Annotated in this window: 13 protein-coding genes; 6 read left to right on the forward strand and 7 right to left on the reverse strand. The window is 70.8% G+C overall.

Annotated features, from left to right (window positions below; translation table 11 throughout):
* Window positions 1-7: 7 nt before the first annotated feature.
* On the forward strand, window positions 8-1,351 hold the full coding sequence (locus tag HNR67_RS17205; RefSeq protein ID WP_185003276.1) for a lysine N(6)-hydroxylase/L-ornithine N(5)-oxygenase family protein: 1,344 nt from the start codon (window positions 8-10) through the stop codon (window positions 1,349-1,351).
* A gap of 69 nt (window positions 1,352-1,420) precedes the next feature.
* On the opposite strand, the gene HNR67_RS17210 is transcribed toward HNR67_RS17205, so the two are convergent.
* On the reverse strand, window positions 1,421-2,155 hold the full coding sequence (locus HNR67_RS17210) for an ABC transporter permease (RefSeq protein WP_185003277.1): 735 nt from the start codon (window positions 2,153-2,155) through the stop codon (window positions 1,421-1,423).
* Window positions 2,156-2,160: 5 nt separating this feature from the next.
* Window positions 2,161-3,054, reverse strand: a complete 894-nt coding sequence (locus HNR67_RS17215) for an ABC transporter ATP-binding protein (protein WP_185003278.1) — start codon at window positions 3,052-3,054, stop codon at window positions 2,161-2,163.
* 136 nt (window positions 3,055-3,190) lie between these two features.
* Between HNR67_RS17215 and HNR67_RS46260 the strand changes: the two genes are divergently transcribed.
* The 5 genes from HNR67_RS46260 (at window position 3,191) to HNR67_RS17240 (ending at window position 7,546) form a co-directional block, all read left to right on the forward strand.
* A complete protein-coding gene (locus HNR67_RS46260; RefSeq protein WP_185003279.1) occupies window positions 3,191-4,366 on the forward strand; it encodes a sensor histidine kinase in 1,176 nt (391 codons plus the stop codon).
* Window positions 4,363-4,968: a response regulator transcription factor gene (locus tag HNR67_RS17225; protein ID WP_185003280.1), complete on the forward strand. Its 606-nt coding sequence runs from the start codon at window positions 4,363-4,365 to the stop codon at window positions 4,966-4,968. The genes HNR67_RS46260 and HNR67_RS17225 overlap by 4 nt, the downstream gene beginning before the upstream one ends.
* Before the next feature lie 317 nt (window positions 4,969-5,285).
* Complete coding sequence (locus HNR67_RS17230; protein WP_185003281.1) at window positions 5,286-5,675, forward strand: hypothetical protein; 390 nt, start codon at window positions 5,286-5,288, stop codon at window positions 5,673-5,675.
* A gap of 18 nt (window positions 5,676-5,693) precedes the next feature.
* A complete protein-coding gene (locus HNR67_RS17235) occupies window positions 5,694-5,993 on the forward strand; it encodes an amidohydrolase family protein (RefSeq protein WP_281403239.1) in 300 nt (99 codons plus the stop codon).
* 56 nt (window positions 5,994-6,049) lie between these two features.
* On the forward strand, window positions 6,050-7,546 hold the full coding sequence (locus HNR67_RS17240; RefSeq protein ID WP_185003283.1) for an amidohydrolase family protein: 1,497 nt from the start codon (window positions 6,050-6,052) through the stop codon (window positions 7,544-7,546).
* Window positions 7,547-7,549: 3 nt separating this feature from the next.
* On the opposite strand, the gene HNR67_RS17245 is transcribed toward HNR67_RS17240, so the two are convergent.
* From HNR67_RS17245 to HNR67_RS17265, 5 genes are read right to left on the reverse strand one after another with little or no spacing between them, the layout of a single operon-like run.
* Window positions 7,550-8,410 (reverse strand): ECF transporter S component family protein, encoded by an 861-nt coding sequence (locus HNR67_RS17245; RefSeq protein ID WP_221489936.1) that lies wholly within the window; start codon window positions 8,408-8,410, stop codon window positions 7,550-7,552.
* A complete protein-coding gene (locus HNR67_RS17250) occupies window positions 8,407-10,011 on the reverse strand; it encodes an ABC transporter ATP-binding protein (RefSeq protein ID WP_185003284.1) in 1,605 nt (534 codons plus the stop codon). Before HNR67_RS17250 ends, HNR67_RS17245 begins: the two co-directional genes overlap by 4 nt.
* Window positions 10,008-11,105, reverse strand: coding sequence for a CbiQ family ECF transporter T component (locus HNR67_RS17255; protein WP_312987466.1), 1,098 nt, complete (start codon window positions 11,103-11,105; stop codon window positions 10,008-10,010). Before HNR67_RS17255 ends, HNR67_RS17250 begins: the two co-directional genes overlap by 4 nt.
* 19 nt (window positions 11,106-11,124) lie before the next feature.
* Window positions 11,125-11,997, reverse strand: a complete 873-nt coding sequence (locus HNR67_RS17260) for an LPXTG cell wall anchor domain-containing protein (protein WP_221489937.1) — start codon at window positions 11,995-11,997, stop codon at window positions 11,125-11,127.
* Window positions 11,994-14,759, reverse strand: coding sequence for a prenyltransferase/squalene oxidase repeat-containing protein (locus HNR67_RS17265; RefSeq protein ID WP_185003285.1), 2,766 nt, complete (start codon window positions 14,757-14,759; stop codon window positions 11,994-11,996). The genes HNR67_RS17260 and HNR67_RS17265 overlap by 4 nt, the downstream gene beginning before the upstream one ends.
* Window positions 14,760-14,830: the final 71 nt, after the last annotated feature.

The following is a 14,830-nucleotide window of genomic DNA, read 5'->3' on the forward strand; positions in this document are numbered from 1 at the left end:
GGCAAGCGTGTCGACTGCGACCGAGGAACGAGATATTCCGGTCCTGGACTTCGTGGGCATTGGGTTCGGCCCGTCCAACCTCGCGCTGGCCGTGGCGATGGAGGAGCGCAACCAGCAACAGCCGGACCAACGGCAGTTGCGCGGGGTGTTCTTCGAGAAGCAGCCGCGGTTCGGCTGGCATCGCGGGATGCTGATCGAGGACACCACGATGCAGGTCTCCTTCCTCAAGGACCTGGTCACCATGCGCAACCCCACCAGCCCGCACAGCTTCCTGTGTTACCTGCAGGACAAGGGCAGGCTGGCCGACTTCATCAACCACAAGATGCTGTTCCCGACCAGGATCGAGTTCCACGACTACCTGGAGTGGGTGGCCGAGCGGTTCGAGCACCTGGCCGAGTACGGCAGCGAGGTGGTCGAGCTGCGCCCGGTGCACACCGCCGACGGCGTGATCGACTACTTCGACGTGGTGGTGCGCAAGGACGGCGAGCTGACCGAGCACCGCGCCCGCAACATCGTGCTGGCCGCGGGCCTGCGGCCGAACCTGCCCGCGGACGCCGTGGTTTCCGAACGGGTCTGGCACAACCAGCAGCTGTTGCACCGTCTCGAGGAGCTGCCCGAGTCCGCGGCCAAGCGGTTCATCGTGGTCGGCGCCGGGCAGAGCGCCGCGGAGACCACCGAGTACCTGCACCGGCGCTACGCCGACGCCCAGGTGCACGCGGTGTTCGCCCGCTACGGCTACGCGCCGGCCGATGACAGCGCCTTCGTCAACGGCATCTTCGACCCGGAGGCGGTGGACTACTTCTTCTCCGCCAGCGACGAGGTCAAGCGGATGCTGCTGAACTACCACCGCGGCACCAACTACTCCGCGGTGGACATGGACCTCATCGACCAGCTCTACGCCAGGGTGTACCAGGAGAAGGTCCGCGGTGTGCACCGCATGCACATCCACAAGATCTCCCGGCTGACCGAGGTGCACGCCTCGCCGAACGGGGTCCGCGCCTCGCTGCGCTTCCTGCCCAACGGCGAGATGAGCGTGATCGAGGCCGACGTGCTGGTCTACGCCACCGGCTACCGGCCGGTGGACCCGCTGTCGCTGCTGGGCGAACTCGGCGAGCACTGCCACCGGGACGAGCGCGGCGAACTCCGGGTGGACCGGGACTACCGGGTGTCCACTCAGGACGGTCTGCGGGCCGGGATCTACCTGCAGGGCTCCACCGAGACCAGCCACGGCATCACCTCGACCCTGCTGTCCAACACGGCGGTCCGGGTCGGCGAGATCCTGGACTCGATCCTGCTGGCCACCGAGCGGCCGACCGCGGCACTGGTCAAGGACCAGGCCGTGCCTGCCTGATCTGCTTGCCCGGAAACGGAAAACGCCCGTGCGACCCCTCCAGGCGCACGGGCGTTTCTCTTCCGGTGATCAGCGCGGTTCCCACTTGTAGAACCGGATGGTGATCACCCCCAACACCACCATCGACAACGCGATCCCGGCGGGCAGGACCAGGGCGATCTCGGGCAACTGGATGCCCGCGCCACCGCCGCCCCAGCCCTTGGCCAGCATGGTGGTCGGACCGTTGAGCGGCATCAGCATGCCGATCGTGCGGACCAGGTCGGAGTCGGAGAAGCCGGCGATCATGCCGCCGAGCGCGGCCACCAGCACCGGCATCGCGGTGATCTGGGTGACCTCCACGCTCGAACTCAGGCTGGCCGTGGCCGCACCGGCCAGCAGCGCGATCGCCGCGCCGAGCAGGATGCCGCCAAGGGCCAGCAGCGGGTTCTCCGGCAGTGGGGCGCCGATGGCCACGCAGAAGGCCAGGTAACCCAGCATCTGGGCCAGGGTGACCACGATCAGTGGGGTGACCATGCCGGCGATCAGGGCCGCGTCGGTGATCTCCGCGGTGCGCATCCGCTTGAGCACCAGTGACTGGCGGCGGGCGGTGAACACCGTGGTGCTGACCAGGAAGGTGGACACCAGCAGCACGATCATGAAGCTGTTGGCGAACATCGAGCCCCAGTCGGCCGCGTTGTCCGGCCGGTCGTTGGAATAGGCCACCACGCACATCGCCACCGGCACCCCCAGCACCGATGCCGCGTTGATCTTCTTGCGCAGCAGCAACTTCAGCTCGGTCAGGCCGAGCAGCACAGCGGCACGCATGCCGGTCATCCCTTCTCGGAGGTCGCGAGGAAGACCTCGTGCAGTGAGGCCGGGCTCGCGTTGAGGTTCTCCAGCTCCAGCCGGTGCTGACCAGCCCAGTTCAGCAGGGTGGTGAGATCGGCTTGCAGGGCAAGGGTTTCCACCCTGATCCGGTTACCGTCCACTGTGGTCGATCCGTGCAGGGTCGGCAGTGCGGGAGCGTGCGCTGGCAGGTCCGCGGTGATGGTGGCCGGGCGGCCGGAGAGGACCTCGTGCAGCGTGCCGGAGATCTGCGCGACCCCGTTGTGCATGATGGTCACCTGGTCGGCCAGCGCCTCGGCCTCCTCCAGGTAGTGCGTGGTCAGCAGGATGGTGCTGCCGGACTCCTTCAGCTCCCCGACCCTGGCCCAGAGCCGTTGCCGGGACTCGGGGTCCAGGCCGGTGGTCGGCTCGTCCAGCACCACCAGCTCGGGTGCGCCCCAGGTGGAGATGGCGAAGTCCAGCCGCCGCCGCTCGCCGCCGGAGAGCTTGTCCACCTGGACATCGGACTTGTGCGCCAGGTCCACTCTGGACAGTGCGGTGGCCACCTTGTCGGTGCGGCTGGACAGCCGCTGCCACAGCCGCAGCGTCTCGGCCACGGTCAGTTCCTCGATCAGCCCCGCGTTCTGCAGCATCACCCCGGTCCGGGCCTGCACCTGGTAGCGGTCGGCGTGCGGGTCCAGCCCGAGCACCCGCACCCGCCCCTTGGCCGGCTTGCGGAAGCCCTCGATCACCTCCAGGGTGGTGGTCTTGCCTGCCCCGTTGGTGCCCAGCAGGGCGAAGGTCTCGCCGCGGCGTACGGTGAAGTCGATCCCGCGCACCGCGGCGAACTCGCCGTAGCGATAGTGGAGGTCCTCGACCTCGATCACGTTGCCGTTCATGAGGGCAAAGTTATGGATCGGGCGGGCGCGCGGGCAGTGTGCGATGTCAGGGGGTGGCGTGACGGGTGTCGTGCGTGGGCATGACAGGTGTCATCCGCTGGGCGGAGCCGGCGCCGTCCGCTGCTAGTTTTGGCTGGTGACGGCCATCAAGGAGCAGGAGTCGGCGTCTGCCGCGGCGCTGGAGCACCTCCGGAAGTACTTCCGCGACGCCCTCTATGGCGGCGCGGGCCTGGCGGTGATGTTCCCGCTGCTGTCCCTGCTGAACTCCGAAGAGCTGAGCCCGGTCCAGGTGACGGTCCTGCTCGTGGGCTGGGCGGCGTTCAACGCGCTCTTCCTGCCCGGCGCGCTGAGGTTGCTGCGCGATCCGTGGCGGGTGCGGCCGCTGCGCACCGGGGTGCCGTTGCTGGCGCTCGGGCTGGGGCTCACCGTGCTGGCCCTGGTGTGGGGTGCCGTCGCGATATTCTGGGCGGTGCTGCCCGGCCTGGCCTGCGCGGAGTTGCTGCTCAACCGGTCGGTCCGGTACGTGTGGCCGCTGACCGGTCTGCTGTCCGCGATCTTCGCGGGTCTGGGGCTGCTGGCCCACGGGGTGGCGGGCGTGCCCGACGTGGGCCGTCAGCTGATCATGTCGGTGGTGATGCTCGGGCTGACCTGCTACCTGCAGGAGACCACCGCGCGGCTGTGGCGCTCCAGCCTGGACCTGGACAACGCGCGGCTGGCCGCGGCCGAGCTGGCCGCCACCAAGGAACGGCTGCGCCTGTCCCAGGACCTGCACGACATCCTCGGGCACGCCCTCGAAGTGGTGTCGCTCAAGAGCGAGCTGGCCGCCCGGCTGTCCACTGTGGACACCGCGCGGGCGCACGCCGAGATGGTGGAGGTGCAGGAGCTGGCGCGGGGGGCGTTGCAGGACGTGCGGACGCTGGCGCACGCGCAGCGCGGCACCGACCTGCTGGGTGAGCTGGCCGGGGCGCGCAAGTTGCTGGCCTCGGCGGAGATCCGGTGCGAGGTGGACGCGCGGCCGGAGGAGCTGTCCGCGGCGCATCGGGAGTTGTTCGGCTGGGTGCTGCGGGAGGCGGTGACCAACCTGCTGCGGCACGCCGACGCCCGCCGGTGCTGGATCACCCTTGACGGGCAAGGGGAATCGGTGGTGCTGCGGGTGGGCAACGACGGCGTGCTGGACGCGGGCGAGTGGGGCTCGGGGCTGGCCGGGCTGGCGGCGCGGATCAGCGGGGGCGGCGGCGAGTTCGGCGCGGTGGCGCGGGACGGGGAGTTCGTGGTGACCGCGAGCCTGCCGAAGCCGGCGGTGGCGCGGTGATCAGGGTGGTGCTGGTCGACGACGAGCGGCTGACCCGGCAGGCGGTGGCCGCGTTGCTGGGGCTGGAACCGGATCTGACCGTGGTCGCCGATGTCTCCGACGGCTTGCAGGGCCTGGCAGCGGTGGCCGAGCACGGGCCGGACGTGGTGGTGCTGGACGTGGAGATGCCGGGGCTGGACGGGCCCGCGGTGGCCGCCCGGCTGGCGCGGGAGTTCCCGGCGGTGCGGGTGGTGATGCTGACCCGGCATGCCAGGCCAGGGGTGTTGCGGCAGTCGTTGTCGTTGGGGGCCAAGGGTTTTCTGGCCAAGAACGCGCCTGCCTCGTTGCTGGCCGAGGTGATCCGGCGGGTGCACGCGGGTCTGCGGTACGTGGACCCGGAGTTCGCCGCGGACGCGCTGGCCGAGGCGGACTGCCCGCTGACCGAGCGGGAGCTGGACGTGCTGCGGCAGGTGCACGACACCGCGACCGCGGCCGATATCGCGGCCGCGGTGCACCTGTCCGCGGGCACGGTGCGCAACTACGTGTCCTCGGCGATGGCCAAGCTGGGCGCGCGGACCAGGGCGGAGGCGGCCCGGATCGCGCGCGACCACGGCTGGCTGTGAGCGCAGGCGGTGAAGTTGGCGGTCAACCGATGTGAGTTCATGAGCTTGGATGTCCAGGAACGGGGTCGCTCTCGCCGCTGCCGGCGGAGCGTGGCCCGTGCTGGCCGGTTCGGCCGGTGCGGACACGGTGCAGGTCACCGTGTTGCGCGGGGCCACCCTGATCGACGGGGCCTGCGTCGCGCCCTGGCCGGGGCGCGGGAGATGTGGGGGCTGGCCGAATCGCATCAGGCCCGGCGGGAGTTCGAGGCCGGGACCGCGCTCGGGCGGCGGTCCCGGCCGAGCATGCCAAGGGTGCGGAGTTCATCAAGGTCTATCAGATGCTCACGCCGGAGTTGCTGACCACGATCGCGGATGAGGCGGATCGGCTGGGGCTGCGCATTGCCGGGCACCTGGCGGATTTTGTGCCGGTGGACGCGGCGCTGGTGCGGCGGCAGAAGTCCTACGAGCACATGTTCGGGTTCCTGTTCGGCACCTCGCGGGAGGAGGCCGAGTACCGGCGGACTGGCCCGGAAGCTGCGGGAGCGGGATGGGTGGCTGTCGCCGACGTTGCGGGCGATACACATGGCGACCTCGCCCAAGGAGACCTTCGCCGGGGACGAGCGGATGAGGTAACTGCCGCCGTTCTACCGGCAGTACTGGGCGGATGGGGCGGCCCGGTGGGCGCCGGTGACGCCGGAGCAGATCGCGCAGCAGCGGGAGTTCTATGAGCGGCAGTCGCGGCCGGGTTGTCGCCGATGGCCGCGTTGCAGACGGTGACCCGGGACGCGGCCCGGTATCTGGGGCTGGCTTCCTCGGTGGGCACGGTGTCGGTGGGGAAGAAGGCGGATCTGGTGGTGCTGGAGGCGGATCCGCTGGCCTCGATCGCCAATGTGCGGCGGATTCACTCGGTGGTGAGCCGGGGGCGGGTTTTTGGCCCTGCGGAGCGGGTTCGGTTGCTGGGGGAGATCGAGCGGGCCGCGTTGGAGTGGCAGCCGCCGGTGGCCGCCTCGCGTGCGGGCGAGGTTTTGGCGGGGCGGTGTTGCTGACACTTTTAGGTGGTTGGGCTTGAACTTGACGTTACGTCAGGGTGCAGGCTGCGGGAATGCGTGCGAACGGGACGAGCCGCCGGGAGTTCCTGGGCTGGCTCAGTGGGATCGGGGCGGCCGCGGCTGCCGGGAGCCTGATGGGCTCCGGGGTGGCCGCGGCCGCTGATTCTGTTGCGGTGCAGGTGTTGCGTGGGGTGACGCTGGTGGATACCGGTGCTTCTCCCGTGCGGCGGGATGCCACCTTGGTGTTGGGGGAGGGGCGGATTCTCGCGGTGGGTGGGCGGGATCTGCCGGTGCCCGCGGGGGCGGAGGTGTTCGATCTGCCTGGGAAGTATGTGATTCCCGGGTTGTGGGACATGCACGTGCACGGGGCTTTCCTGGAGAAGGTCACGCTGCCGCTGTGCCTGGTGCACGGGGTGGTGGGGTTCCGGGAGATGTGGGGGTTCCCGCAGCACCATGATCTGCGGCGGCGGATCGAGGCCGGGGAGGTGTTCGGGCCTCGGTTGATCATTGGCAGCGCGATCATCGACGGGCCGGATTCGGTGTTGCCGATGGCGTTGATCGTGCGGACGCCGGAGGAAGCGCGGAAGGCCGTGCGGGACTCGGTGGCCGGCGGGGCGGATTTCGTGAAGGTGTATCCGTTCCTGGACCGGGTGCTGTTGCGGGCGGTGGCGGATGAGTGCCGGGTGCTGGGGGTGCGGTTCGCCGGGCATGCCTCGGATCATGTGCCGATGAGTGAGTCGAGTTCGCTGGGGCAGCGGACTTTTGAGCACATGTACGGGTTGCCGCTGGCGACGAGCACCCGGGAGGCGGAGTTGCGGCGGCGGATCGCGGCGATGCCGTTGGATCCGGCGGATCCCTTCGTGTGGTTCAAGGGGGTGCGGGAGATCGAGCGGGAGGCCGCGTTGAGCCACAGCGCGGTGAAGGCTCGGGTGCTCGCGCATCAGTTGCGGCGCAATGGGTCCTGGCAGTCGCCGACGATGGTGGCCATGCGGGTTTTCTCCTCGCCCGCGGCGGAGTTCGTGGGGGACGAGCGGATGAAGTACATGCCGCCGTTCTACCGGGAGTACTGGGCGGGGCAGCTGGCCCGATGGTCTCCGGTGACGGAGCTGGAGATCCGGCAGCAGCGGGAGTTCTTCGACGCTCGGCTGCGGATGGTGGCGGAGCAGCACCGGTTCGGGGTGGGGACACTGCTGGGGACCGACACCGGGAATCCCTATGTGTTCCCCGGGTTCTCGGCGCACGAGGAGCTGGAGTTGCTGGTGCGGGCGGGGTTGTCGCCGATGGACGCGTTGCGGGCCGGGACTTCTGAGGTGGCTCGGTTCCTGGGAGAGGCGGCGGGGGCAGGCACCCTTGCGGTTGGGCAGCGGGCTGACGTCGTTGTGCTGGACGGGGATCCGCTGGCCTCGATCGCGAACACGCGGCGGATTCACCTGGTCGCCACTCGCGGGCGGGTGATCACCGCGGCGGATCGGGTGCGGATGCTGGCCGAGGTGGAGCAGGCCGCGTTGGAGCCGCCGGTGGCGGGTGTCGCGCGGGTCGGGTGTTGCTGAGGGTCACTTCGGTGGCGTGAAGGTCACCGGGGCGTCGAAGGCCGCTCTTCTGGAAGCGCGGCGTAGTACCGCCAGTACCGCGTGGCCGGTCAACAGGATCGCGATGGTGTTGGTGATGGCTCTGCCGGTGTCCCAGCCGAAACTGGAGGTGATCAGGGTGAAGATGAAGAAGCGGTGCAGGTTGTCGCCCAGCGGGGCGCCGGGGATGTAACCGAGTTGGGTGTCGATGGTGGCGGTGAAGGGCCAGAACCACATGTTCATCACGAAGCCGAAGGCGTAGGCGGCGAAGATGCCGTAGCCGACGAGCATCGCGATTTCCCAGCGGCCCTTCACCCTGCGGGGGAGCAGGCCGGCGCCCAGGCCGATCCAGGAGCTGGCGATCATCTGGAACGGCAGCCAGGGGCCAACGCCCGCGGTGAGCAGGGCGGAGGCGAACAGGGAGGTGGAGCCCAGGACGAAGCCGAAGCCCGGACCGAAGACCCGGCCTGCCAGGACCAGGAGGAAGAAGACGGTTTCGATCCCCGCGGTGCCGGCGCCCAGGGGGCGCAGGGCGGCGTTGATGGCGGAGAGGACGCCGAGCATGGCCAGGGCTTTGGTGTCCATGCCGCCGGTGGTGATCTCGGCCAGGATGATCGCCAGCAGGACGGGGAGGGCGATCAGGAAGATCAGCGGGGCGTCGTTGCTGTGCGCGATGGCTTCCGGCTGGGCGACGGCGAAGAGGGGCCAGAGGAACATGGCCAGGCCCGCGATGGAGGCGATGGTGAGGACCAGCGCCGTGCGGGGGCTTACCCGGAGGGCGCGGGGGTCCAGGGTGGGGAGGGTGTGCAGTTTCGGGGCGGGGGCGGGCTTGGGGGTCTTTGTCATGACAGGGCCTCGGCTACCTCGGCGACCGTCAACCAGGGCTGGGGGTTGAGGATTTTGGCTACCTGGGGGGCGAAGGCGGGGCTGGCGATGATGATGTCGGCGGTGGGTCCGTCCGCGACGATCTCGCCTTCGGCCATGACGGTCACCCGGTCCGCGGTGTTGGCCACGAGTTCCACGTCGTGGGTGGCCACCACGACGGTCCGGCCCTCGCTGGCCAGGGCGCGGATGAGGGTGGCGAACTCCTTCTTGGCCGTGTAGTCCAGGCCGCGGGTGGGTTCGTCCAGGAGGATCACGTTGGGGGCCGCGGTCAACTGGATGGCCAGGACCAGGGCCAGGCGTTGGCCTTCGGAGAGGTCACGCGGGTGGGTGGTGTCCTGGATGTTGGGGGCCAGGCGGTTCAGGATGGTGCGGCAGGTTCCCTGGGGGGACTGGCTTTCCTGGTCGGCCTCGGCGCATTCGGCGGCGACGGTTTCCAGGTAGAGCAGGTCGCCGGGGGTTTGCGGGACCAGGCCGACCAGGGATCGGGCTGTCGCCGCGGAGACCGCCCGGGGGTCCTGGTTGTTGACCGAGACGGTGCCGCCCTGGCGGGGGCCGGAGCCTTGCAGGGCCCAGAGGAGTGAGGACTTGCCGGAGCCGTTCCGGCCCATCAGGGCGAGGATCTGGCCCTGGTGCAGGGAAATGGTCAGTTCGCGGACGGCGATCACCTGGCCGTAGCGGACGGTGATGTTGCTGGCGGCGAGGATGGTGGGGGAGTCGGTGGCGGTTCTGCCCTGCGTGGGTTGGGGTTTGTCCGCCAGTTGAGCGCGCAGGGGGGCGGCCTGGCGGCGGGCGTCCCGGATGGAGAGGGGGAGCGGGGACCAGCCTGCCAGGCGGCCGAGTTCGACCACGGGGGGTGCGATGGTGGTGGTCTGCAGGAGGGTGGCCGGGGGGCCTTGCTCCAGGGTTTTGTTGCCGGGTAGGTGGATCAGCTGGTCCGCGTACTGGACCACGCGTTCCATCCGGTGTTCGGCCACCACGACGGTCACGCCCAGGTCGTGGACCAGGCGGGTGATGGCGGCCAGGACGTCCTCGGCGGCGGTGGGGTCCAGGGCTGAGGTGGGTTCGTCCAGGACCAGGACCCTGGGGTGGGTGGTGAGGACCGAGCCGATGGCGACCCGTTGTTGCTGGCCGCCGCTGAGTGTCCGGAGTGGACGGTTGCGGAGTTCGGCGATGCCCAGGAGATCGAGGGTTTCCTCCACTCGCTTGCGCATCACCTCCGGCGGGATGGCCAGTTGTTCCATGCCGTAGGCGAGTTCTTCCTCGACCGTGTCGGTGACGAAGCCCGCGAGGGGGTCCTGGCCGACCACACCGACCAGGTGGGCCAGGTCCCGTGGTTTGTGGGTTCGGGTGTCCAGGCCGTTGATGGTGACCCGGCCGCGCAGGGTGCCGCCGGTGAAGTGCGGGACCAGGCCGTTGATGGCGCCGAGGAAGGTGGACTTGCCGGTGCCGGTGCGGCCGGTGACCAGGCAGAGTTCGCCCTCGCCGATTTCCAGGTCCACTGTGGACAGTGTGGGCTCGGCGGCGCCCGCGTACTGGATGGAGACCTGCTCGAACCTGATCACCGGTGCTGCTCCGTGGTGGGTGGGGGTGGGCTGAGCCAGGCGGGCAGCACGGCGATGAGCACACCGATGCTGGGCAACAGGGACAGTTCGGGCCAGGCCAGTGGGTTCAGCGAGGGGTAGAGGTTGGTCGGGTCCACCGCGCCGGTGAGGAAGAGCAGCGCGCCCGCGGTGATGCCGGTGGCGGCGACCAGGATCTCCGGCAGGTGCCAGTGGTCGGGGCGGTAGATGCTGCGCTGGACGCGTTTGCCGCCGATGACGAAACCCGTCGCGGCGATGGCCAGTCCGCCCAGCAGGAAGGGCAGGCCGAGGGCGCGGGGAGTGGTGCCGTCCAGGAGGCCGTACACGCCGACGCAGACGCCGGAGAGGCCGAGCAGCACCAGGGTGCCGGTGAGCAGGCGGGATCTGGGGCTCGCGGTGCCGCGGCGGCCGTAGCCGCGGGAGTCCATCGCGGCAGCCAGCAGCAGGGAGCGGTCCAGCGCGTCGGCCAGTACCGGGATGACGATGCCGCGCAGGGCCCGCATGCCGCGTTGCCTGCCGCCGCGCAGGCGGCGGGCGCGGCGGACCCGGTGCACGCTCTCGATCAGTTGCGGGGCAACGGAAAGGGCCACGACCACGGCCGAGCCGACCTCGTACAGGGCGCCGGGGACGGCCTTGAGCATGCGTTTGGGGTTGGCCAGGGCGTTGGCGGCGCCCAGGCAGATCAGCATGGTGGCCAGGCGCAGGCCGTCGTAGAGGCCGCCCAGCAGTTGTTCGGCGGCCACCGGGCCGAACAGGCGGATGCCCGCGACCAGTTCGGGCAGCACGATCTGCGGCAGGGTGAACAGCACCGTCTCGCCCTGGCCGCCGCCGAAGATGATCCGGAACAGCACCCGCATCAGGATGATGAACGCGCCGAAGAGCAGGTACATCCGGAAGGCCAGCGCCCAGGGCGCGTTGCCGCGGCGGCTGACCACCACGTAACCGGCCACCGCCAGGATCATGATCAGCAGCAGCGGGTTGGTGGTGCGGCCGGCGGCGGTGGCCAGGCCCAGCGCCCACACCCACCACGCGCCGGGGTGGAGGGTGCGGGGCAGCCTGGTCGAGCGCCGTGTCACGGCTTGGGTCAGGGTCACGTCAGCTCGGGTTGTCGGCGTTGCGGCGGCGACGCCAGGCCAGCAGGCCCGCGCCGGTCATGAGTACGGCCACCGCGCCGATGCCGAGTGCGGTGGAGAGCGGGAAACCCTGCTCCGCCTTGGGTTTCTCAGCCTCCACGCCACCGGTCCAGGCCAGTCCCTCACTGGTGGAGGGCGGAGTGCTCGACGAGGTTGGCGTGTCCGAAGTGGACGGTGGGGTGGTCGCCGAGGTCGGTTCGCCGCTGGGTGGCGGGGTATCCGAGCTGGGCGGCGGGTTCCCGCCGGGAGGTGGCTGACCGCCGGGCGGTGGGTTGCCACCGGGGGGCGGGTTGCCGGGCGGGGGATTGCCGGGCGGCGGCTGGTTGGTGCGCGGGGGTTGCTGGGGGTTCGGGCGCCTGGGGGCGATGCGGGGGGCCGGGTTGGACTCGGCGCTGCGGTCCTTGGAGAAGGACCAGCCCTCGAAGCTGCCCGGTGGCGGCGTCCGGTTCATCACGCCGAGCTGGCTGTAGGTCCAGCCGCCGCCGTTGGGCGCGTGCCAGTAGGACCAGTAGGCGCTGGCGGGCGGGGTGTCCATGCAGGGCTCGGTGTCCTTGCCCGGCTTGCCCTCGATGCGGCAGATGAACGCCTCGCCCCAGCGGTTGGTGCCGGTGATGTTGATGCCCGCGGCCCGCAGCGCGGCGTGGCCGGTGGCCTGTTTGCCCGGCGCGCAGCGGATGATCGTGCTGCCGCCGAGCTGCTGGAAGTCGATGATCACGGTCACGCCGGTGTCGTCGGGGCAGTAGCCGGGGGTGCCCGCGGCGAAGGCCGGTGGCGCGCCGATCGTCGTGCCCGCGAGGACCGCGAGCACGACGATCAGCTTGCGTAGTGCGGTCATGCCGCCCGCCGCCTGCGGGTCAGCACCACCATGGCCGCTCCGGCGCCCAGCAGCAGCGCGCCCGCGAGCAGGGTCTCGGAGACCTCGGCGCCGGTGCGGGCCAGTGCGGCCGGGCGGTACTGCGGCTGCGGGGCCGGACCGGGATCGGTGCCGGGACCCGGGTTCGGGTCGTTCGGCGGCGGGTCGTTCGGTTTGGGCTCGGGCTTCGGGTCGGCGGGCCTGGCCACCCGCTCGGCCGGCTTGACCGGGCCGTTGTCCTTGCTGAGGAAGGACTTCCCGGCGGTGGCGGGCAGGGCCTGGGCGCTGGCCAGCAGGTTGCTCTCGGCGCCGGGGTTGAGCGGCAGGCCGCCGTCCTGGCGCTGCAGGCTGAGCAGCCAGGCGCGGCTGTCCTTGGCGTCCTGGCGGACCCCGAGCAGGCCCATGGTGGCGTAGGCGGTGCTGTTGACGTTCTCGCCGCCGGGGCCGATCCAGGAACCGTTGCCCTGGCGCAGTTTCTCCAGTGCGCGCACCGATTCGGTGAGCGCGGTCTTGCGATCCGGGCTCAGCGCGCCGCCGTTCTTGGGCACCGCGTTGAGGGCTTGCAGGGCCAGGCCGGTGGCATCGGCGGTGCCGGTGGCGCAGCCCTCGGCGGCGGGGAAGCCGACCGGCACGGTGGCGTCCTTGCAGCGGGCCGCGGCCAGTGCGGTGGCGGCCTTGTCCGCGCGGGTGGTGTCACCAACGGCGGTCAGCGCGAGGATGCCGAAGGACTGGCCGAAGGTGTTGGCGTTGTTGCCGAACTCGCTGATGTCGGCGAACCGGCCGTTGTCCCCGAGCAGGCCGCTGAGCTGGTCGATCAGGTCGATGCCGCCGACCGCGCGCGGGTTCTTCCCGGCCAGGGTGAACAGGAAGGCGAGCTTGGCGGTGGCCCCGGCGTAGCGGGCGCCCGGCTTGTCGAAGGGCTTGCCCTGGGTGTATGCCTCGACGCTGTCCTTCTTGTCCAGGAAGGCCAGCACCTTGGTCAGGCTGCTGGGCTGCCTGCCGGAGAGCAGCAGGCCGTAGGCGACGTCCGCGGTCTGGCCGTAGTCCACAAAGGACTGTCCGCCCGCGGTGACCTCGACGTGGTCGCCGTTGACCAGCTTGCCGGTCAGGTACTTGGCCAGCTTGCCGTTGGGGCCGGCGTCCGGGACCTCGGGGCCGAGTTCGCCCAGCGGCACCCCGGCCAGGGTGAGCAGCGCTTGCGCGGTGGCCCGGCGCCAGGAGTCCTGCGCGCCCGGCAGCTCGGGGAAGCCGTCCTTGACCGCCTCCTCGAACTGCGCGCGGTTCCAGGCGATACCGCCTGCCTGGGCGCCTGCCTTGCCGCCGTTGTCCTTGGTGAGCTGGTGCGAGCGGACGAACTCGGCGGCCCGCTCGGCCGCCTTGGTCCGGCCACCGGCGGCCAGTGCCTGCCCGCCGAGTCCGGTGCTGTTGGTGTTGGAGGGCGCGGTCGGGCCGGAGCCGCCGATGCCGCCCGCCTCGTCCTGCTTGCTCTCCAGCCAGTTCAGCCCTTTGGTCGCCGCATCGGCCGCGCCGGTGCTGCCGGACCTGGCCGCGGTGAGCAGGGCCTGCACGGCCATGCCGGTGGAGTCCGGGTCCAGCACCGCCTTGGGGTCCTCGTCACAGCGGGCGCCGGTGGCGCCGAAACTGGTCCAGGACAGCCGGAACCCGCCGGCCGCGCACTGCTGCTTGACCAGGAAGTCCACCACCGGCTGCGGCACCCCGCCGCTGCGGGCCAGGCCCAGCACGGCGAAGCTCTGGCCGAACAGGTTGGTCTCGGACTTCGGCTGCACATCCCGGTCGCGCAGCTCGCCGGCGAACGCGCCAGCGTCGGCGCCCGCGATCAGGTTGAGCGTTTCCTGGCGCAGGTCGACGCCGCCGAAGTCGGTCGGGTCCACCCCCGCGGCCACCGCGCCCAGCAACGCCTTCGCGGTCTGGTCGCCCTGGCGTTCGTTCGGGTTCCCGCCCCACGGGTTGCCGATGTAGTCCAGCACGGAGCGTTCCAGCGCGCCGGTCATCCGCTGCTGGGCCGCCGGATCGGTCTTGGTGGCCACCAGCGCGAACAACGCGTCCAGGGTCAGCCCGTGGTCGGGCATCTCGGGGCCGATCACCCCGGGCAGCAGGCCGTCCTTGAGGAAGCCGGCCAGCCAGCGGCTCGCCTCCGGACCACCCGCGGCCACGTCATCGGTCTTGGGCGCGGACCTGGTGTCGGGCTTGGGCTCGGTCCTGGGCGCGGTCGCGGCCGGCCGGACCGGGGCGACCCGCGGCGGTGGGTTGGTGCTGCCGGTCTTGTCCTTGGAGAAGGACCAGCCCTCGAAGCTGCCCAGCGGGGGCTTGCGCCCGGTCACGCCGGAGGTGCTGTAGGCCCAGCTGCCGCCGTTGGGGGCGTGCCAGTAGGACCAGTAGGCGTTGGCGGGCGGGGTGTTGATACATGCCTCGGTGTCCACACCCGGCTTGCCCTGGATGCGGCAGATGAACGCCTTGCCCCAGCGCCGGGTGCCCTCGACCACAAAACCGGAGTTCTCCAGCGCGGTCAGCCCCGAAGCCTGGTCGCCGGGCGCACACCGGATCTCGGTCGCCCCACCCAGCTCCTGGAAGTCCACCACCACGGTGACCCCGTTGCCGTCCGGGCAGTAGCCGGGACTGCCGGGAATCGGTGCCGGCGCGGCCGCGGCCAGTGGCGCGGCCATGCTCAATAACAGTGCTGCCCCGGCGAACGCGGACAGCGCTCGCCGCCAGATCTGGTTCATCCCCAGTGCCTTCCTCGCGGTGGTCGAGTCCGGCAGGCGCACAGGGGAGCCAACCGGCTCCACCCTGTAGT

Origin of the sequence: Crossiella cryophila (genome assembly GCF_014204915.1) — a bacterium.
Taxonomy (GTDB): Bacteria; Actinomycetota; Actinomycetes; order Mycobacteriales; family Pseudonocardiaceae; genus Crossiella; species Crossiella cryophila.